The sequence below is a fragment of the Streptomyces sp. NPDC090045 genome, assembly GCF_044747975.1.
In the GTDB taxonomy this organism is placed as follows: Bacteria; Actinomycetota; Actinomycetes; order Streptomycetales; family Streptomycetaceae; genus Streptomyces.
On sequence record NZ_JBIVFA010000008.1, the window covers coordinates 199,264 to 217,380 of the forward strand.

General features: G+C 72.6%; 14 protein-coding genes and 1 pseudogene. 6 read left to right on the plus strand and 9 right to left on the minus strand.

All coding sequences use genetic code 11. The features are described from left to right. Nucleotide 1 precedes the first annotated feature (1 nt). The 5 genes from ACIPYQ_RS22425 to ACIPYQ_RS22445 all read left to right on the plus strand — a co-directional run bounded on the left by ACIPYQ_RS22425 (nt 2) and on the right by ACIPYQ_RS22445 (nt 5,164). Nucleotides 2-1,342: a sulfate adenylyltransferase subunit 1 gene (locus ACIPYQ_RS22425; RefSeq protein WP_401253825.1), complete on the plus strand. Its 1,341-nt coding sequence runs from the start codon at nt 2-4 to the stop codon at nt 1,340-1,342. A 215-nt stretch (nt 1,343-1,557) separates the two neighbouring features. After that, nucleotides 1,558-2,694 carry an aliphatic sulfonate ABC transporter substrate-binding protein gene (locus ACIPYQ_RS22430; RefSeq protein WP_401253827.1) on the plus strand — a complete coding sequence of 379 codons (1,137 nt, stop codon included), beginning with the start codon at nt 1,558-1,560 and terminating at the stop codon, nt 2,692-2,694. A 34-nt stretch (nt 2,695-2,728) separates the two neighbouring features. Further along, nucleotides 2,729-3,523 carry an ABC transporter ATP-binding protein gene (locus tag ACIPYQ_RS22435; RefSeq protein ID WP_030713685.1) on the plus strand — a complete coding sequence of 265 codons (795 nt, stop codon included), beginning with the start codon at nt 2,729-2,731 and terminating at the stop codon, nt 3,521-3,523. Beyond that, entirely contained in the window at nt 3,510-4,394 is an 885-nt protein-coding gene (locus ACIPYQ_RS22440; RefSeq protein WP_401253830.1) for an ABC transporter permease, read from the plus strand. The genes ACIPYQ_RS22435 and ACIPYQ_RS22440 overlap by 14 nt, the downstream gene beginning before the upstream one ends. A gap of 5 nt (nt 4,395-4,399) precedes the next feature. Then, on the plus strand, nt 4,400-5,164 hold the full coding sequence (locus ACIPYQ_RS22445) for a sirohydrochlorin chelatase (protein WP_401253833.1): 765 nt from the start codon (nt 4,400-4,402) through the stop codon (nt 5,162-5,164). Nucleotides 5,165-5,179: 15 nt separating this feature from the next. Here ACIPYQ_RS22445 and ACIPYQ_RS22450 read toward each other — a convergent pair whose 3' ends face one another. The 8 genes and pseudogenes from ACIPYQ_RS22450 to ACIPYQ_RS22485 all read right to left on the minus strand — a co-directional run bounded on the left by ACIPYQ_RS22450 (nt 5,180) and on the right by ACIPYQ_RS22485 (nt 16,469). Next, the gene (locus ACIPYQ_RS22450; RefSeq protein WP_401253839.1) at nt 5,180-6,151 is read right to left on the minus strand and encodes an antibiotic biosynthesis monooxygenase; all 972 of its coding nucleotides are present in this window, start codon (nt 6,149-6,151) and stop codon (nt 5,180-5,182) included. Between the two features lie 4 nt (nt 6,152-6,155). Then, nucleotides 6,156-8,873, minus strand: a complete 2,718-nt coding sequence (locus tag ACIPYQ_RS22455; RefSeq protein ID WP_401253842.1) for a molybdopterin-dependent oxidoreductase — start codon at nt 8,871-8,873, stop codon at nt 6,156-6,158. Then, nucleotides 8,870-9,697, minus strand: a complete 828-nt coding sequence (locus tag ACIPYQ_RS22460) for an FAD binding domain-containing protein (protein ID WP_401253845.1) — start codon at nt 9,695-9,697, stop codon at nt 8,870-8,872. The genes ACIPYQ_RS22455 and ACIPYQ_RS22460 overlap by 4 nt, the downstream gene beginning before the upstream one ends. Nucleotides 9,698-9,974: 277 nt before the next feature. Then, the gene (locus ACIPYQ_RS22465) at nt 9,975-10,976 is read right to left on the minus strand and encodes a ketopantoate reductase family protein (RefSeq protein WP_401253848.1); all 1,002 of its coding nucleotides are present in this window, start codon (nt 10,974-10,976) and stop codon (nt 9,975-9,977) included. 90 nt (nt 10,977-11,066) lie between these two features. Next, the gene (locus ACIPYQ_RS22470; protein ID WP_401253851.1) at nt 11,067-11,858 is read right to left on the minus strand and encodes a hypothetical protein; all 792 of its coding nucleotides are present in this window, start codon (nt 11,856-11,858) and stop codon (nt 11,067-11,069) included. A 109-nt stretch (nt 11,859-11,967) separates the two neighbouring features. Further along, nucleotides 11,968-12,528, minus strand: a complete 561-nt coding sequence (locus ACIPYQ_RS22475; RefSeq protein ID WP_401253854.1) for a DUF1697 domain-containing protein — start codon at nt 12,526-12,528, stop codon at nt 11,968-11,970. Nucleotides 12,529-12,548: 20 nt separating this feature from the next. Then, nucleotides 12,549-13,792: pseudogene (mgt, locus tag ACIPYQ_RS22480) on the minus strand (macrolide-inactivating glycosyltransferase). A 7-nt stretch (nt 13,793-13,799) separates the two neighbouring features. After that, complete coding sequence (locus tag ACIPYQ_RS22485) at nt 13,800-16,469, minus strand: FUSC family protein (protein WP_401253857.1); 2,670 nt, start codon at nt 16,467-16,469, stop codon at nt 13,800-13,802. Between the two features lie 111 nt (nt 16,470-16,580). Between ACIPYQ_RS22485 and ACIPYQ_RS22490 the strand changes: the two genes are divergently transcribed. Then, nucleotides 16,581-17,453 carry a phosphotransferase enzyme family protein gene (locus ACIPYQ_RS22490; protein WP_401253860.1) on the plus strand — a complete coding sequence of 291 codons (873 nt, stop codon included), beginning with the start codon at nt 16,581-16,583 and terminating at the stop codon, nt 17,451-17,453. 1 nt (nt 17,454) lies between these two features. Here ACIPYQ_RS22490 and ACIPYQ_RS22495 read toward each other — a convergent pair whose 3' ends face one another. Then, on the minus strand, nt 17,455-18,099 hold the full coding sequence (locus ACIPYQ_RS22495) for a hypothetical protein (RefSeq protein ID WP_401253863.1): 645 nt from the start codon (nt 18,097-18,099) through the stop codon (nt 17,455-17,457). Nucleotides 18,100-18,117 lie beyond the last annotated feature (18 nt).

Here is an 18,117-nt window from a genome sequence, read left to right on the forward strand (position 1 = left end):
AATGACCTCCACCACCGAGCAGTTCGCCGATCTGTCGGCGACCACGCTGCTGCGCTTCGCGACCGCCGGATCCGTCGACGACGGCAAGTCCACCCTCGTCGGCCGGCTGCTGCACGACTCCAAGTCGGTCCTGACCGACCAGATGGAGCACGTCGAGGCGGTCTCCCAGGCCCGCGGCCAGGAGGCCCCCGACCTCGCGCTGCTCACCGACGGCCTGCGGGCCGAGCGGGAGCAGGGCATCACCATCGACGTCGCGTACCGCTACTTCGCCACCGCGCGCCGCCGGTTCATCCTCGCGGACACCCCGGGGCACGTGCAGTACACCCGGAACATGGTCACCGGCGCCTCCACCGCCGACCTGGCCGTGGTCCTCGTCGACGCCCGCAACGGCGTGATCGAGCAGACCCGCCGGCACGCGGCCGTGGCCGCGCTGCTGCGCGTCCCGCACGTGGTCCTGGCCGTCAACAAGATGGACCTGGTGGGCTACGAGGAGTCGGTCTTCGCGAAGATCGCCGAGGAGTTCACCGCGTACGCCTCGGACCTGGGCGTCCCGGAGATCACCGCGATCCCGATCTCGGCCCTGGCCGGGGACAACGTGGTGGACCCGTCCGCCAACATGGACTGGTACGGCGGCCCGACGGTGCTGGAGCACCTGGAGACCGTCCCGGTCAGCCACGACCTCACCGCCTGCCCGGCGCGTTTCCCGGTGCAGTACGTGATCCGCCCGCAGTCCGCGGAGCACCCCGACTACCGCGGCTACGCGGGCCAGATCGCCTCCGGCGTGCTGCGCGTCGGCGAGGCCGTGACCGTCCTGCCCTCGGGCCGTACGAGCACGATCGTGGGCATCGACGCGCTCGGCGAGAGCGTCGACATCGCCTGGGCCCCGCAGTCGGTGACGCTGCGTCTGGCGGACGACATCGACATCTCGCGCGGCGACCTGATCGCGCCGTCCGCGAACGCCCCGGCCACCACGCAGGACGTCGAGGCGACGGTCTGCCACGTGGCCGACCAGCCCCTCTCCGTCGGCGCCCGGGTGCTGATCAAGCACACGACGCGCACGGTCAAGGCGATCGTCAAGGAGATCCCCTCGCGGCTGACCCTGGACGACCTGTCCCAGCACCCGAACCCCGGGCAGCTCGTGGCCAACGACATCGGCCGCGTGGTCGTCCGTACCGCCGAGCCGCTCGCGCTCGACGCGTACGCCGACTCGCGCCGCACCGGGTCCTTCCTGCTGATCGACCCGGCCGACGGAACCACCCTCGCGGCGGGCATGGCCGGCGAGTCCTTCGCCTCCAAGGCGGAGACGACCGTTCAGGCCGACGAGGAAGGGTGGGACTTCTAGATCATGACTGCCGACATCTACTCCACCTTCGCCAAGGAAGGTGGCCGCGTGGGCAGCGGCCACCTCGGCAGCGGCCAGGGAGGGGTGGCGCGATGTGCGCGATGACGTACGCGCACCGCATGCGCGCCCACACCCCCCATGAGCTGTACCTGCCCCTGCTCCACAGACGAAGACGTGCGTCATGAGATGACCGCGTCACGAGAGGAAGTCCTCCCGTGCCTGCCACCGCCACCACCCGCACCACCCGCACCACCCTGCGTCGCGGCGTCGTCGCCGCTGCCGCCCTGCCGCTGCTGATCGGCGCGCTCGCCTCGTGCGGCTACGGCTCCGAGGCCAAGAAGGACGAGGGCGGCAAGGCCAACGTCGCGGCCACCGACGGCAAGAAGCTGTCGGCCTCCGAGGTGCGGATCGGCTACTTCCCGAACCTGACGCACGCGACCGCGCTGGTCGGCCTCCAGGAAGGCCTGATCCAGAAGGAGCTCGGCGCCACGGCGGTCAAGCCGCAGTCCTTCAACGCCGGTCCGTCCGAGATCGAAGCCCTCAACGGCGGCTCTCTCGACATCGGCTTCATCGGCCCCTCCCCGTCGATCAACGGCTATGTGAAGTCCAAGGGTTCGAACCTGCGGATCATCTCCGGCTCCGCCTCGGGCGGCGTGAAGCTGGTCGTGAACCCTGACAAGATCAAGACCCTGGACGACCTCAAGGGCAAGAAGATCGCCACCCCGCAGAAGGGGAACACGCAGGACGTCGCGTTCCTCAACTGGATCTCCGAGAAGGGCTGGAAGGTCGACCCGGAGTCCGGCAAGGGTGACGTCTCCGTCGTCCGCACGGACAACAAGGTCACCCCCGACGCCTTCAAGCAGGGCTCGATCGACGGCGCGTGGGTCCCGGAGCCCACGGCCTCCAAGCTCGTCTCCGACGGCGGCTCCGTCCTCCTCGACGAGACCGCCCTGTGGCCCGACAAGAAGTTCGTGATCACGAACATCATCGTGTCGCAGAAGTTCCTCAAGGAGCACCCGGACGTGGTCGAGGCCGTGCTCAAGGGCACCGTCAAGACCAACGAGTGGATCAACGCCAATCCGGACAAGGCGAAGGCCTCCGCCAACGCCAAGCTGGAGGCGGAGGGCGGCAAGCCGCTCGACGCGAAGGTCATCGACCCGGCGTGGCCGAGCATCGCGATCACGGACGACCCGCTGGCCTCGACGCTGAAGACGCAGTCGGAGTGGGCGGTCAAGGCCAAGCTCATCGAGCAGCCCGACCTGGCCGGCATCTACGACCTGACGCTCCTGAACAAGGTCCTCAAGGCCGCCGGCAAGCCCGAGGTCTCCGACGCCGGTCTCGGCGCCAAGTAATCCCGTAGTCCAGCTATCCCAGGAGGTGACGACCATGGCCACCACGCTTGCCAAGGCTGCCGAGGGCTCCGTAGCGGAGCAGACCCACGCTGCCCGCATCGAGCACGTCTCGAAGTCCTTCTCCGGCCCGGCCGGATCGCAGCTCGTCCTGGACGACATCAGCCTCGATGTCGCTCCCGGAGAGTTCGTCACCATCCTGGGGGCCTCGGGGTGTGGAAAGTCCACCCTGCTGAACCTGGTCGCGGGCCTCGACAAGCCGTCCGCGGGGTCCATCGAGACCCCCGGCGGCCGTCCGGCCCTGATGTTCCAGGAGCACGCCCTCTTCCCGTGGCTGACCGCGGGCAAGAACATCGAACTCGCCCTGCGCCTGCGCGGGGTGGCCAAGGCCGACCGCAAGCCGGAGGCCGAGCGCCTGCTGGAGCTGGTCCGCCTCGGCGGCTCGTACGGCAAGCGCGTGCACGAGCTGTCGGGCGGCATGCGCCAGCGCGTGGCCCTGGCCCGGGCGCTCGCCCAGGACAGCCAGCTGCTGCTGATGGACGAGCCGTTCGCGGCGCTCGACGCCATCACGCGGGACGTGCTGCACGGCGAGCTCACCCGCATCTGGGCCGAGACGAACCTGTCCGTCCTCTTCGTCACCCACAACGTGCGCGAGGCCGTCCGCCTCGCCCAGCGCGTGGTCCTGCTCTCCTCGCGCCCCGGCCGGGTCGCGAAGGAGTGGACCGTGGACATCCCGCAGCCGCGCCGCATCGAGGACGCGGACGTCGCGGAACTGTCCCTCGAGATCACTGAACACCTGCGTGGGGAGATCCGCCGCCATGGCCAGCACTGAAACGAAGGCGAAGACGGACGACCTCGCGGGTCTGGAGGCCGGCCTCGACGCCCTGGACGCGGTCCAGACCCACCGCACGCCGGTCCGCGAGGTCCTCGTCAAGAAGGTCCTGCCGCCGTTCCTGGCCGTGGGCCTGGTCCTGGTGGTCTGGCAGGTCCTCGTCTCCCTGAAGGTCACCGACGAGAGGAAGCTCCCCGCCCTTTCCGCGGTGTGGGACAGCCTGACCGACATGTGGCTGAAGGGGACCCTGCTGGAGGTCATCTGGACCTCCGTCTCCCGCGGCCTGCTCGGCTTCCTGCTGGCCCTGGCCATCGGCACCCCGCTCGGCCTGCTGGTCGCCCGGGTGAAGTTCGTGCGCGCCGCGATCGGCCCGATCCTCCAGGGCCTGCAGTCGCTGCCGTCGGTGGCCTGGGTGCCGCCGGCCGTGCTGTGGTTCGGCCTGAACGACGCGATGATGTTCACGGTCATCCTGCTGGGCGCCGTGCCGTCCATCGCCAACGGCCTCGTCTCCGGCATCGACCAGATCCCGCCGCTCTACCTGCGGGCCGGCCGCACCCTGGGCGCCACCGGTCTGCGCGGCGCCCGGCACATCGTGATGCCGGCCGCGCTGCCGGGCTACCTCGCGGGCCTGAAGCAGGGCTGGGCCTTCTCCTGGCGCTCGCTGATGGCCGCCGAGATCATCGCCTCCTCGCCCGACCTGGGCCTGGGCCTGGGCCAGCTCCTGGAGAACGGCCGCAACAACATCGACCTGCCCGGCGTGTTCCTCGCGATCATCCTGATCCTGGTGGTCGGCATCGCCATCGACCTGCTGATCTTCAGCCCGGTCGAGCGGTGGGTGCTGCGCAGCCGCGGCCTGCTGGTCAAGAGCTGAGTCCGATGTCCCACGCACCCGCACTCCTGGTCATCGCCCACGGCAGCCGCGACCCGCGGCACGCGGCGACCGTGCACGCCCTCGTCGGGCGGGCGCGGGCGCTGCGGCCCGGGCTGCGGGTGGAGACGGCCTTCCTGGACTTCAACACCCCGACGGTGGGCCAGGCCCTGTCCTCGCTCTACCTGTCGGGCGTACGGGAGGTCGTCGCCCTCCCGCTCCTCCTCACCAGGGCCTTCCACGCGAAGTCCGACATCCCGGCGGCACTGGCCGAGTCGTCGGCCCGCCTGCCGGGGCTCTCGGTGCGGGTGGCCGATGTCCTCGGCCCCTCCCCGCTCCTGCTCTCGGCCCTCGACCGCCGGCTCGCCGAAGCCGGCCTCACCCCGGCGGACCGCGCCACCACCGCGGTGGTACTCGCGTCCGCCGGCTCCACAGACCCGGAGGCGATCGCAGCGATCGCTGAAACCGCGCGGGAGTGGCGGCACACCGGTTGGTGCGCCGTGCGGCCTGCGTTCGCCTCCGCTGCCCTTCCCCGTACGGAAGACGCCGTACGGGCCCTGCGCGCCGAGGGCTTCGCCCGGGTGGCGGTGGCCCCGTACGTCATCGCCCCCGGACGGCTCCCGGACCGCATCGCGGCGGGCGCCGAGGCCGCGGGCGCCGACGTGGTGGCCGGCGTCCTGGGCGCCTCCCCCGAACTGGCCCGCCTCCTGCTCCACCGCTACGACGCCTCGGCCGCCACCACCTCGGCGGGCCTCCCCGCCCTGACGGCGTAGGCCCGGCCCCTCTCCTCAGGGCAGGGTCCAGATCCGGACGGTCACCAGGTAGAACACCACGACCCAGAAGGCGAGCAGGACGGCGGTGATCCCGATGCCGATGAGGTTGGTCCTGGCCGCCGGCTCGTCCGGCGACGGGCGCAACCACCGCCCCAGCAGCGGGTTCACGTAGTAGGGCATCGTGAAGAAGCTCATGACGAGGCTCGACAGCAGGTTCCCCACGAGCAGGCCAAGCCAGAGCGGCATCTTCAGCGGTGACGTGGCGAGCGCCAGGAGGACGACGGTCGGGTACAGGCCGACCCAGACGGCGATGGCGGTCTTGGTGACCGAGGGCGGGGGCGCTTCCCTGCCGTTCTCCTCGAAGGCGAACCAGCTGCCGAAGGAGTTGTCGATCGTGCGCAGTTTGAAGTCGAACTCCTTTCCCTCGGCGAGGACCTTCCGCCTCCTGTCCGAGGTCAGCCAGGCGTCGAGGTGCTCGGCGTTGTCGAACCGGTACAGCGTGGTCCATTCCTCCTGGACCCCCTCGATGGGCGGGAAGAACTCGCTTCCGCGGAAGCCCTCGAACTTGCTCTCCTCCTCGTTCATCCGGCGCTGCCACGCGAGGAAGTCCTCGACGTGCTCCGGGTGGACGCGGTGGGTGATCACCACGGTCACCAGCGGGTCCTGTGAGGGTGCGTGGCCGCTGACCACCTGCTGGGTTCCGGGGCCGTCGAGGTACTTGTCGCCGGCTTCGAGGAGTCCCTGCCGGGTCGAGCTGTTGATCCACGCCTGCAGGTGGGATACCGAGTCGTACCGGTAGACCACGACCCATTCGGGCTGCAGGGACGTCGGCGGGGCGACCTCGACCCCGAGGTACCCGTCGTACTCGGCGGCGGCGGCGTTGACGTCCTGCTGCCACGTCTCGTACTCCTGCTCGCGGCCGGGCAGGACCTTCTGGGCGATGATCGCCGTGGCTTCGGCGTCCTCTGCGTGCTTCTCGGTGTCCATGTGCTCAGGCCTTCGAGTGCGACCGCTTCTCGCCGAGCCGGCCGTAGATCCGTTCCGGCGTCAGCGGCAGCGACCGGTAGCGGATTCCCGTCGCGTCCTGGAGTGCGTTCGCCAGTGCGGGGGCCACCGGGTTGATGCTGCACTCCGCCATCCCCTTCGCCCGCATCGGCCCGACGGAATCCGCCGAGCCCACCAGGAGCACCTCGGTGCGCGGGACATCGGCGTAGGTGGGGATGCGGTAGTTGCGGAGGTTGGGGTTGACCACGACGCCGTTCGCGTCGAGCCGGAGGTTCTCGGTCAGTGCGAAGCCGATCCCCTGGGCGACGGCGCCTTCCACCTGTCCCCGTACCTGCGCGGGGTTGATGACGACGCCGGCGTCGACCGCCTGGACGCTGTGGAGCACCCGGATCTCACCGGTCACCCGGTGGACCGCGATCCGGAACCCGTGGGCGTTGGAGACGGCGCTCCGGGGCGATCCGTAGGCCTTGCGGGCGGCGGTGAAGCGGATGCCGCGCGCCCGTGCCAGCGCGACGAGTTCGGCCAGCGACACCCGCTGGTCCCCGCAGACGACGCCGTCGTCGTCCATCGAGCACATCACCGGGTGGACGCCCGTGTGGGCGGCGGCGAATTCGAGGATGCGGTCGCGCACGGCGTTGCTCGCCCGCAGGACGGCGTTGCCCGCCACGAAGAGGCCCGCGCTCGCGAAGGCTCCGGTGTCGAATCCCGTGCGGTCGGTGTCGGACTGCACGAGGCGGATCCGCGACGGTGTGGTGCCCAGCTGGTTGGCGGCGATCTGGACGTGGGCGGTCGAGGTGCCCTCGCCGAATTCGACCGTGCCGACGGCGAGCTCGTAGACGAGGTCGTCGCCGAGCGTCACCCAGGCCTCCGAGATGTGTTCGGTCGGGGGCGCGGTCTCGTGCAGGGAGGCGGCGACGCCCGCCCCGACGAGCCAGTCCGGACCGAGGTGCGGGTCCCCTGCCGTCCGGGCCAGGGCCCGGTCCACCAGGTCGATGCACTGCGCGAGGCCGTCCTCGGTGAACATCACGTCGTCGGGGCCGTCGTGCATGGCGACGAGCGGGTCGCCGGGCCGCACGATGTTGCGGCGGCGCAGTTCGAGCGGATCCATGTGGAGGGCGAGGGCCAGTTCGTGCATCGCCGATTCCACGGCGAAGGCCGGCTGCGTCATCCCGTACCCGCGCAGCGCGCCGCTCGGAACGGTGTTGGTGTAGACGGAGTAGGCGTCGTACTTCTTGTTGGGGCAGCGGTAGATCATGACGGCCGCGCCGCCCGCGAACAGGGTTTCGCCGCCGTGGTTCCCGTAGGCACCGGTGTTCGACACGTTGCGGACCTGGAACGCGGTGAGCGTGCCGTCCGACCTCGCGCCCAGCTTGACCGTCAGGGTCATCGGATGCCGTGGCGAGGCCGTGGTGAACTCCTCCTCGCGGGTGAACTCGAAGCACACGGGCCGCCCTGTGTCCAGCGCGGCGAGCGCGGCCAGGTCCTCCGAGATGACCTCCTGCTTGCCTCCGAAACCGCCGCCGACGCGCTTGCAGAACACGCGGAGCTGGTCCGGGCGCAGGGCGAAGAGGTGGGCGAGTTTGACCTTGGCGATGGAGGGCGACTGCGAGCTGGTGCGGACGTTCAGACGGCCGTCCTCCATCCAGGCGATCGAGCCGTGGGTCTCCAGGTGCGCGTGCTGCACGCGCGGTGAGGAGTACGTGCCTTCGTGGATCACGTCGGCCTCGGCGAAGCCCGCGTCCACGTCTCCGATGTGCGAGTGGATCTCGAGCAGGACGTTGTGGGCGGGGTCGCGGACGAAGGGGTCGTCCGCGCCGTGGATCTGCGGGGCCCCCTCGGCCATGGCCTCCTCGGGTTCGAACACCGCGGGCAGCACCTCGTACTCGACGACGACCTTCCGGCAGCCCTCCTCCGCGGCGCCGGGGGTGTCGGCGACGACCGCGACGACGCGCTGGCCGGCGAAACGGACCGTCCGGTCGAGGACGAGGGTGTCGTCCGGGTCGACCAGGTGGTCGGTGTGGATCGCCGTGGTGAAGCGTCTGCGCGGCACGTCCTCCCAGGTGTAGACCCGCTGGACGCCGGGAACCGCGAGGGCGGCGCTCTTGTCGACCGACAGGATCCGGGCGTGGGCGTGCGGCGCGTGCAGCACCTTGAGGTGCAGCATGCCCTCCATGCGGGTGTCCATCGTGAATTCGGCGCGGCCCGTCACCACGTCGTTGGCGGCCGGGGCGCCGACGCTCGTTCCGACGGCCTTTCCCGGCTTGGCGCTCTCCACGCCGACGACGCCCCGCACGGCGTCCTCGATCCCCCGATAGCCGGTGCAGCGGCAGAGGTTGCCCTTCAACGCCCGGGGCAGATCCGCCTTCTGGGCCTCGGTGAAGGTCGCCGAGGTCATGATCATCCCTGCGGTGCAGAAACCGCACTGGAATCCCGGGGCGTCGCGGAACTGCCGCTGCATCGGGTGCAGGCTGCCGGGCGAGCCCAGCCCCTCGATGGTGGTCACCTCACGGCCGTCGGCGCGGAAGGCGGGGGTGATGCAGCTGTGCACGGGACTGCCGTCCAGCCATACCGTGCAGGCGCCGCAATCTCCCGCGTCGCAGCCCTTCTTGACACCGTAGTGGCCGAGCGCGCGGAGGAAGGTGCGCAGGCACTGTCCGGGCGCCGGCTCCTCGTCGAAGCTCCTGCCGTTCACGTGGTACGTCATGTCGACCCCCCGGCCACGAGTTCACGGCGGATCTCCTCGGCGAAGTGCTTCGTCAGATGGCGGCGGTGTTCGGGGGTGCCGTTGGGATCGTCGAACCAGACGTCGGCGGGGATGACGTCGATGCTCTGCTGCAGGGTCGGGGCGTCGGGCATGGTGTCGAAGAGCATGCGCACGGGTCTGGTGGTGCCGGCGGTGACCGTGAGCAGCAGGTCGTTGTTCCCGGGCGTGCGCGTACCGATGAGGAACACCGTCGAACGGCCGAGGCGGGTGAGCGTGAAACGGCGGTGCGCGGCGCGTTTGCGCAGGGCGTGCACCGGGATCTCGACGCGCCGCAGGATCTCCCCGGGGGCGAGGACGTTCTCGTGGTTGCCTGTCACGAAGTCGAGGGCGTCGACGGTGCGCGTCGTCCCGTCGGGGTCCCACAGTTCGTAGCGCGCTTCCAGCGCGACCGTCAGCGTGATCATGGGGCCGGCCGGCAGCGACATGCAGATGTTTCCGCCCACGGTGGCCGCGTTCCAGACCTTGAACGAGGACAGGAACGCCTCGCAGGCGGTCCCGAAGAGGGGGCCCGCGGTCCAGTCGGCCGGGGGTCTGAAGGCGTAGAGCTCGCGGATGGTGCAGGTCGCACCGATGTCGAGGCCCTTGTCGGTCGGGAGGAGGGGGTCCCACCGCAGCGTGGTCAGGTCGACCAGGCGGCGCAGGTCCGGCTGCTCGACCGAGAACAGCCACGTCCCGCCGGCGAGCCAGGCATCGCCCTCGCGCCAGTCCGCGCCCGGCCGGTCGGGCGGGCGCCGGACGACTTCGGTGATCGTGTTGAGGTCCACGGGGATCGCTCTCCCTCACGACGGCAGCCGTGTGACGGACCGTCCACCGGCCTCCGGTGCGTGCGGGCAGCGTCACGACCTCGGGCGACCGCATCGCATCTGCGTCGGGACCGGGTCGGCGAGGGGTCGACACCGGCTCGGCTCCGGTCGTGTCCGGGGCGCGTCCGGTTCGGCTCCGGCCGCTGCGGTCGGGCACTTCGACGAGGACCGGCGGACGTGGAGACTCCTCTTCAGCGTATCCCCGACCGGCCCCGCACCGCACCGCCAGGCGCAGCCGCTAGGCGCGAGCCGCCGCCTCGTCGGCCAGGGTGGTGAGGTCCTCGATGGACATCGCGCCCGGCGGGAGGCCTTCCCGGGCGAAGATGTTCGCGGCGTGCCGCAGGACGTTGTTGACCGGGGTGGGAATCCCGTGCAGCCGGCCCAGCAGGGAGATCTCCCCGTTGAGATAGTCCGCCTCCACCGAGCCCGTCCCCCGCGCCAGGCTCTGCCAGGACGACCCGCCCCGGACGCCCGGAGGCTGGTTCACCTTCCCGTCCCGCGCCAGTGACTGCTCCGCGTCGGAGGCGTACGCGATGCCCTCCGCCCCGAAGACGGCCTTCGCCTCGCGCACGGCCCGCAGCAGCAGCGCCGCCTTCGCCGGGTCCGGCTCCGGGCCGGTCGTCGCCTGGACGGCGTTGCCCAGGTTGCCGAGCAGCTTCGCGTACTTCCACCGCATCACGTCCTCGACCACCGGCGCCTCGAAGCCGGCCTTCCCGAGGTCCGCCGCGACGGCCCGGCACAGGGCGTCCGCGCCGCCCGCCGCCCGGCCCACGTGGAGGATGCCGGTCAGCGGTGTGCACAGCGCCGAGACCACGCCCGGCTCCAGGAAGGTCGCGGGCAGCCATACGCACACCCCGTACACGCGCGCGAAGCGCCGTAGCGCCAGTCGCTCGCTCTCCACTCCGTTCTGCGCGCACAGCACCGGCAGCCGCTGCGCCGCCGTGCCCCCGCCCGCCACCTCCGCGTCGCCCCACGCGTCGAGCGCGGCGACCGCGTGCTGGGTCTTCACCGCCAGCAACAGCACGTCGTCGGGGCGCAGTTCGCCCAGCTCGTCCGGTCCGGTGACCACGGGCAGCCGGTGGACCCGCTCCCCGTCGGCCGTGGTGAGCCGCAGCCCGTCGGCCCGCAGGGCCTCCGCGTGCGCGCCGCGCGCGACGAGGACGACCTCGCCGCCCGCCTCCGCGAGCCGTCCGCCGATGGTGGCGCCCACAGCGCCCGCGCCGATGATGATGTAACGCATGGCACGAGCCTGGCACATCCGGCGCCCTCCGCTACCGGCGGGGCACGGCGGAAGCGGTGTTCACACGCTCCGGGTGGAGCGGACCGGCCTTCAGGGCGTGTCGATGACCAGCTGGGCGCGGGCGGTCTCGAAGAGCTCGGTGAGGTCCGATGCCTGGTCCAGGTAGATGTCGTCGGCCAGCAGTTGGTAGACCTGGCCGCCCGCGCCCGCGACGAAGAGTTCGATGCGGCGGGCGGGGGTTCGCTGACCCTCCCAGCGGAAGTCCAGGTCCAGCCGGACGGCGTCCCGGCCGCGCTGGTCGAGGGTCCGGGAGTCGGCGGTGAGTTCGTACATCTTGGACTGGGCGCTGTCGCGGTAATAGGCGAGCTGGCCGATGGAGGCGGCCTGGGCGGTGCTGCCGTGGGTGCTGTCGCGCTTCACTCCGAGCACGTAGCGGCCGTCGGGGGAGATCCAGTTGGCGCGCTGTGCGTCGTCCTCCTTGAGCTTCCAGCCGTCGGGCAGCGCCAGGGAGGCGGTGAGGGCCTTGACGTCGATCCGCCGCCAGCCGGACGGGAGCGGCGGAGGGGGGCTCGGGGTGGGCGTGGGAGTGGCGCCCGGCTCGGCCGAACCCGTCGGCGCCGGTGTCGGCGTCGGCTTCGGTGTCGCGGTCGCGGTCGCGCTCGTCGAGGGGGTTTCCGCGGGCGGCCTGGAGGTGCCGCCTCCCGCCGTGCCCGGCGTACGGGTGGAGCCGCCCGCGCCGACCAGCCCGAACAGGCCGAGCACCAGGGCCGCGAGAGCGGTGGCGGCCGACACCACGGCGGCCAGCTCCGCCATCCGCCGGGTCCGTCCGGTGCGGGCGCCCGGCGGTGTGCCGCCGTCCTCCGCAGATTCGTGGTCAGTCACCGCGTGCCCCCTCGCAGCTCCCCTGTTCCCTCGGTCCATTGAAACCGAACACCCCTCCGTCCGGGGCGCGTTCGGATCAGATCACCCCTGTCCCCCGCCGGTCAGCCGGTCAGCCGGTCAGTTCGACGAGTTTGGCGACGGTGTTCCAGTTGCGGGTGGTCACGTCGATGCCCTTGACGACGGCGGGCTTGGCGAGGGCCTCGGCCAGTTTGGAACGGCCCAGGCCGTCGGGAGCGTAGAGGTAGAGGACGCGGTCGCCGAGCCGGTACTCCTCCGGGAGGTACGAGGCCTCGTCGAGCGCGGCGAAGCGCTCCGCGCCCGGCTGTTCGGAGAAGAAGGTCGCGTGGAGCTGCTTGCCCTCCAGCTCCGCGGCCGGGAAGGGGCAGGCGTCGGCGACGGCGCGCAGGTAGGCGCCGTCCACCACCAGGCAGGCCACCCGGAAGCCGAAGCGGGCCTCGATGGCCGCCTCCAGTTCCCGGGCGAGCGCCGCCGGGTCCTCCTTCTCGCTGCTGAACGCGGCGTTGCCGCTCTGCAGGTACGTCTGCACGTCGCCGTGGCCGAGCTCCTCCAGCACGGAGCGCAGCTCCGCCATCGGGACCTTCTTGCTCCCGCCGACGTTGATGCCGCGCAGCAGCGCCGCGTACTTCGTGGTCGTGGCCTTCTTCGTCATGGCGGCACCTTAGGGGGTGCCTACGACAGTTCGGCCTCGACGAGGTCGGCGGCCTGCCGCGTGCCACCCTCGGCGGCCATCCCGGCGCGCACGGCCTCGGCGCGGGCGGCGACCTCGGGGTCGGCGACCAGGGCGAGGACCGCTTCCCGGAGGGTCGCGGCGTCCGCGTCGGCCATCGGTACGTGCCGGGCCACGCCGAGCGAGACGAGCATGTCGGCGTTGCCGAACTGGTCGACGGCCTGGGGGACGGCGACCATCGGGGTGGCGGTGGCGAGCCCTTCCTGGCTGCCGCCGGCGCCCGCGTGGGTGATGAAGGCGTCGGCCCGGCGCAGGATGTCCAGCTGGGGAACCCAGCGGTGGACCTCGACGTTGGCGGGGATCTCGCCGAGGTCGGCCTCGTCGGTGAACTTGCCGATCTGGAGGACGACGTGCCAGTCGGGCAGGTCCGCGAAGGCGTCGATGCAGGCGCGGTAGAAGGCGGGCTGCCGGGTGAAGGCGGAGCCGAGCGAGACCAGGACGACCTTCTTGCCCTCGGCGTTCGCGGGCTTGTGCCAGCTGCCCTGGGCCGCGCGGTCGCCCTGGCAGGCGCCGACGAAGGTGTGTACGGACCGGTCGACGCGGTCGGCGTGGGGCTGGAGTGCCTCGGGGATCAGGACGAGGCTGCGGCGCGGGCGGCTCTGGAGGCGTTCGATCCGGCCGTCGAGACCGTTCTCGGTGAGCCAGGCGGCGAACCGGGCGTAGTACGCCTGTCCGCGCTCGGAGGCCTTCAGTCCGGCGAACATCGGCTCGGCCACCTCCTCCTCGTAGCCCTCCCAGGCGACGAGGTTCGGGGAGAGGGAGACGGCGGGCACGCCCCACCGGTGGGCGAGCACGGGCGCCGGGTAGGAGGTGATGTCGTGGAGGACGAGGTCCGGCTCGTCGCCCTCGAAGGCGGCGGCGAGCTGCGGGAGGACCTGGATGGCGTCGTTCAGGAAGGGCTCCAGGTTGTCGATGAGCTCGGTGCCCCAGGCCTCCGGCTCGTCGTCGGTGGGGAGGGTGGAGGTGTAGATCACGGGGGTGGCGCCGGTCTCCGCGATCTTCTCGGCGAAGGCGGCGGGGATGGCGTAGCTGACGCGGTGGCCGCGGGCGACGAGTTCCCGGATCACTTCGATGCTCGGGTTCACGTGGCCGTGGGCGGCGATGGAGAACATGGCGATGTGTGCGGGCTTGGCAGGCTTGGCTGAGGTCATGATCAGACCATAGCGAGACGAGACGTCTCGTGCAACCATCTTTCAGGCCGCCGCCGCCCCGTCCGACCCCCCGGAACCGCCGGTGGGTGCGGTGATGCGCTCGACGTCGGTGGTCAGCGAGTCCAGCCAGGCAAGGGCCGCGTAGAACCGCGGCAGCGCCACCCCGGCCCCTGGCGCGGGCGCCGCCTGGAAGCCGGGCACGGGCCCGGACTCCGGTACGGGCCCAAGCGCGGGCCCCCCGCCCTGCGCGGCCGCAGGCCCCGGACCGGGCGCAGGCCCAGACTCCGGTACGGACCCAGGCGCGGGCGCCCCGCCCTGCGCGGCCGCGGGCCCCGGACCGGGCGCAGGCCCCGGACCGGGCGCAGGCCCAGACTCCGGTACGGACCCAGGCGCGGGCGCCCCGCCCTGCGCGGCCGCAGGCCCCGGACTGGGCGCAGGCCCCGGACAGGGCGCGGGCCCAGACTCCGGTGCCGGCCCAAGCGCGGGCCCCCCGCCCTGCGCGGCCGCGGGCCCCAGGCCGGCCGCAGGCCCCGGACCCGGCGCAGGCCCCGGGCCGGGCGCAGGCCCAGACTCCGGTACGGACCCAGGCGCGGGCGCCCCGCCCTGCGCGGCCGCAGGCCCCGGGCCGGGCGCGGGTGGGTTCGTGGGGGCCGGCTCGTGCGGGGGCGGCGGTCGGGGTGTGTCCCGTGGCGGGTTCGTGGACGGCGGACGGAGGGTGCCCGGGGGGTCGGCCGGGGCCGGCGGACGGGCCGTGTCCCCCGCCGGCGGGGAGGTGGCCGAGGCCAGGGACGAGGCGGCGCGCAGGCCGGTCGCCACCTGCGCGGCCTTGGCGCGCAGGCGTGTCTGCTGGGCCCGCTCCAGGGGTGGGCCTCCGCGGGCGTGCAGGCGGCGCGAACCCCACAGCACGTGGTGGCCCGTCATCAGGGCCGCCTGCCAGTCCGCCGGGGCGCCGACGAGGGCCCGGGGCTCGCTCAGGCGCTGCGAGAACGCCGACTCCGCCAGCAGCAGCGCGCGCTGGAGCGGCTCGTCGTCGGGGAGGCGTCCCGGCCCGCCCGCCGCGAGGGCGGCCGCGGTGCTCCTGACCGTATCGGCCGCCTCCGCCAGCAGCACGGCGACCGCCCGGTGCAGCTCCACCTGCGCCCCCCGCGGCCAGGCGAGCAGTCCGAACACGACGCCGATCATGCTGCCGATGGCCACGTCCAGGATCCTGATCTCCGCCAGCCGCCAGGTCACCGGCGCCAGCTGCGCGAAGGCGAAGGACACGACGAGGGTGAACATGCCCTGGGCCCAGCCCACGCCCCGCACCGGCCCGACCCGGAAGGCCACGAACATGACGAACGGCAGGGCGATGGCGTAGACGGTGCTGTTCCCGCCGATCAGGGCCAGCAGGCAGCCCGTCGCGAGGGCGCCGAGCAGGGTGCCGGCGAGCGCCACGCGCACGGTCGCCCGGGTCTGGGCGACCGTGGTCCGGGTCAGGCTGAGCACGGCGAGCATCGCCCAGAAGCCGTGCGGCAGGGAGTCGACGCCCGCGATCGTACGGGCGGCCGCGAGCGCGAGGCTGATCCGGACGGCGTTCTGGAAGTGCACCGACCGCGGCCCGGCGTGTGCGGCCAGCCGGTGCCACCACAGCTGGGGCGCGGGCCGGCCGGCGTACCAGAAGCGGCCCGCGTCGGTCTCGGCCGGGAGCCGCGCGTGCCGGCCCCGTACCGCCAGTTCGGCCGCCGTCGTGAAAGCGACGGCGGCGTCCGCCACCTCCAGCAGCGCGGCCCGCCGCACGCCCAGCGCCTCGCCCGCCGGCTGTTCGTCGACCTCCACGGCCCGCTCCCGTACGCCCCGCAGGGCGGAGGCCGCGTCGGTGGATGCGCCGGTGCCGCGCAGCAGGGCCGCGCACTCGGCGGCGGCCGCGCCGACTGCGGCCGGCACCCCGGGCGCCTGCTCCGGCGGCGGGCGCTCCGGGGGCGGCGCGGGCAGGCTCACCATGCGGTTCAGGAGCGTGCGGGCGGCCAGGCCCGCATGAGCGAGCCCCCGGTCCCGCAGGCCCGGCCCGGCGGGTCGGTCGGCCTCGGGGACCCGGAACGGCCGCAGCGACTCGCCGGCGGCCTTGGCCGCCTGCGCCCCTGCCGCGGACAGCGTGTACGGGGCGCGGCCCAGCTCGCCGGCGCAGCGGGCGGCGGTGTCGGCGGCCTCGGCGGCCAGCAGCCGGTAGGAGGGGCCGCGCGGCTCGGGCAGCACGAAGAGCTCGGCGAGGATCAGCAGTGCGAGGCCGCAGGTCGTGCCCAGCAGGCGCTGGCCGAGGGTGTCGGGGGCGTAGGGCGGGAAGGACGGCAGGATGTAGAGCAGCTGCAGGCCGGGCGCGGCGCCCGACGCCCGGGGCCCGGCCACGGCCACGAAGGCGAGGAGGAAGCCGATGACCAGCATGCCGGCCACGGCGCTCCAGGTGCGCACCGCGAGATAGGTGCCGATCGTGACGAGCACCCAGGCCACGGGCGTGGTCCGGGCGATGACGGCCGCCCGCTGGCGTCCGGTGCCGGGGATGTGCGAGAGGGCCGCCATCGACACGACCCCGAACAGGGCGTACAGCGCCGCGACGGACTGGTCCAGCCCGTACAGGAACAGGAAGAACCCGGCGCACGCGGCGAGCGTGGTGCGGAGGGCGCGCCGCGCCACGCCGCTGGGGCCGCGGGCGGCGCCTGCGTCACGGTCGGCGCCCATGCCTCCAGCATCGGGCCGCCCCCGCGAGGCCACCACCCGCGCGGGCGGTGATAGAACTCGGATGCACGGTGATCACGATCACCGCGATCCGGCGGAGGGCGGAGCAGGGGCATGGACGAGGCGCAGGCCAGGCGGGCGCTGAAGGCGGCGGGCCTCACGTCGGCGGGCCGGGGGGCGGCCGGCGAACCGGCCCTCCTCGCCTTCGGCGAGAACGCCGTCTTCGCCCTCGGCGACCTGGTGGTGAAGGTGGGCCGGGAGGCGGCACTGCTGGGGCGGGCCGAGCGGGAACTCGCGGTGGCCGGCTGGTTCGCGGCGGCCGGGATCCCGGCGGTCCGCGCGGCCGAGCCGGAGCCGCGGCTGGTGGACGGGCATCCGCTGACGCTGTGGCACCGGCTCCCGGACGCGGTCCGGCCCGCGGGCGCCGAGGACCTGGCCGTGCTGCTGCGCGCCGTGCACGCCCTGCCCGCGCCGCCGTTCGCCCTGCCCGCGCGGGACCTGCTGGGCGGGGTCGAGCGCTGGCTGCGGCTGGCGGGGGACGCGATCGACCCGGCGGACGCGGCGTACCTGCGGGACCGCCGGGACGCCTACGCCGACGAGGTGGCGGCCCTGATCCCGCACCTCCCGCCGGGCCCGGTCCACGGCGACGCCCTGCCCCGCAACGTCCACGTGGGCCCGGACGGCCCGGCCCTGGTCGACCTGGAGACCGTCTCGGCCGATCTGCGCGAGCACGACCTGGTGGTGATGGCCCTCTCCCGCGACCGGTACGGCATGCCCGCCGAGGAGTACGGGGCGTTCGTGTCGGCGTACGGGTGGGACGTCCGCGACTGGACGGGCTGCGCGGTCCTGCGCGGGGCCCGGGAGACGGCCAGCTGCGCCTGGGTCGCCCAGCACGCCCCGGGCAACCCGGGGGCGCGGGCCGAGTTCCGCCGCCGCGTGACCTCCCTCAGGAACGGCGACCCCGAAATGCGCTGGCATTCGTTCTAGCTCATGCCTCTGCGCCGACCTCGACGGTCTCCGTGAAGACCTGCTGCAGGAGGTAGCGCTCGCCGTCTGCCACATAGCCCGGCACCACGACGAAACTCACATCCGATACGGGATCGCAATTCGACCAGACCTGCTGGATTTCACCGTCCAGTGGAAACCCCTCGTCGCAGTCGTAGTCCCAGGAGAACTCCGCACCGCGCGCCCGCGCCGCGGCAAGGATCTTCTTCGCCTGCAGGGCGGCCTGCCCAGCCGCCTGCCAGCATTCGTCCCCCTTGCGCGCCTTGAGCATCCTCCGGACACGGATCAGGTCGATCTCGGCCGGCCCGAGGTATGCGACACAGAGACTGCTCACCAATTGAGCGGTCTGGCGGCGGGTCAGACCGCTCGCCGTCGCACGCGACCGCATGTACGCCAGTCTGAGCAGCTTCTGGCTCACGAAGGAGTTCAGTTCCTCTGCGATGCCGCGGTGCATCTCATCGTGGTCCCCGGTCAGATCCTCCCTGTAGTGAGTCCACCGGGCGAGCACTTCATGGAACCTGTCGTCCAGACCGACGACCTGATCACCCAGCTGATCGAGTCTCAGCAGGATGCTGCTCAGCTTTTCGTTTATCTCGGACAGGACATCGGGGTTGTTGTCTCGGATCACCGTCACACCTCCAGAGGT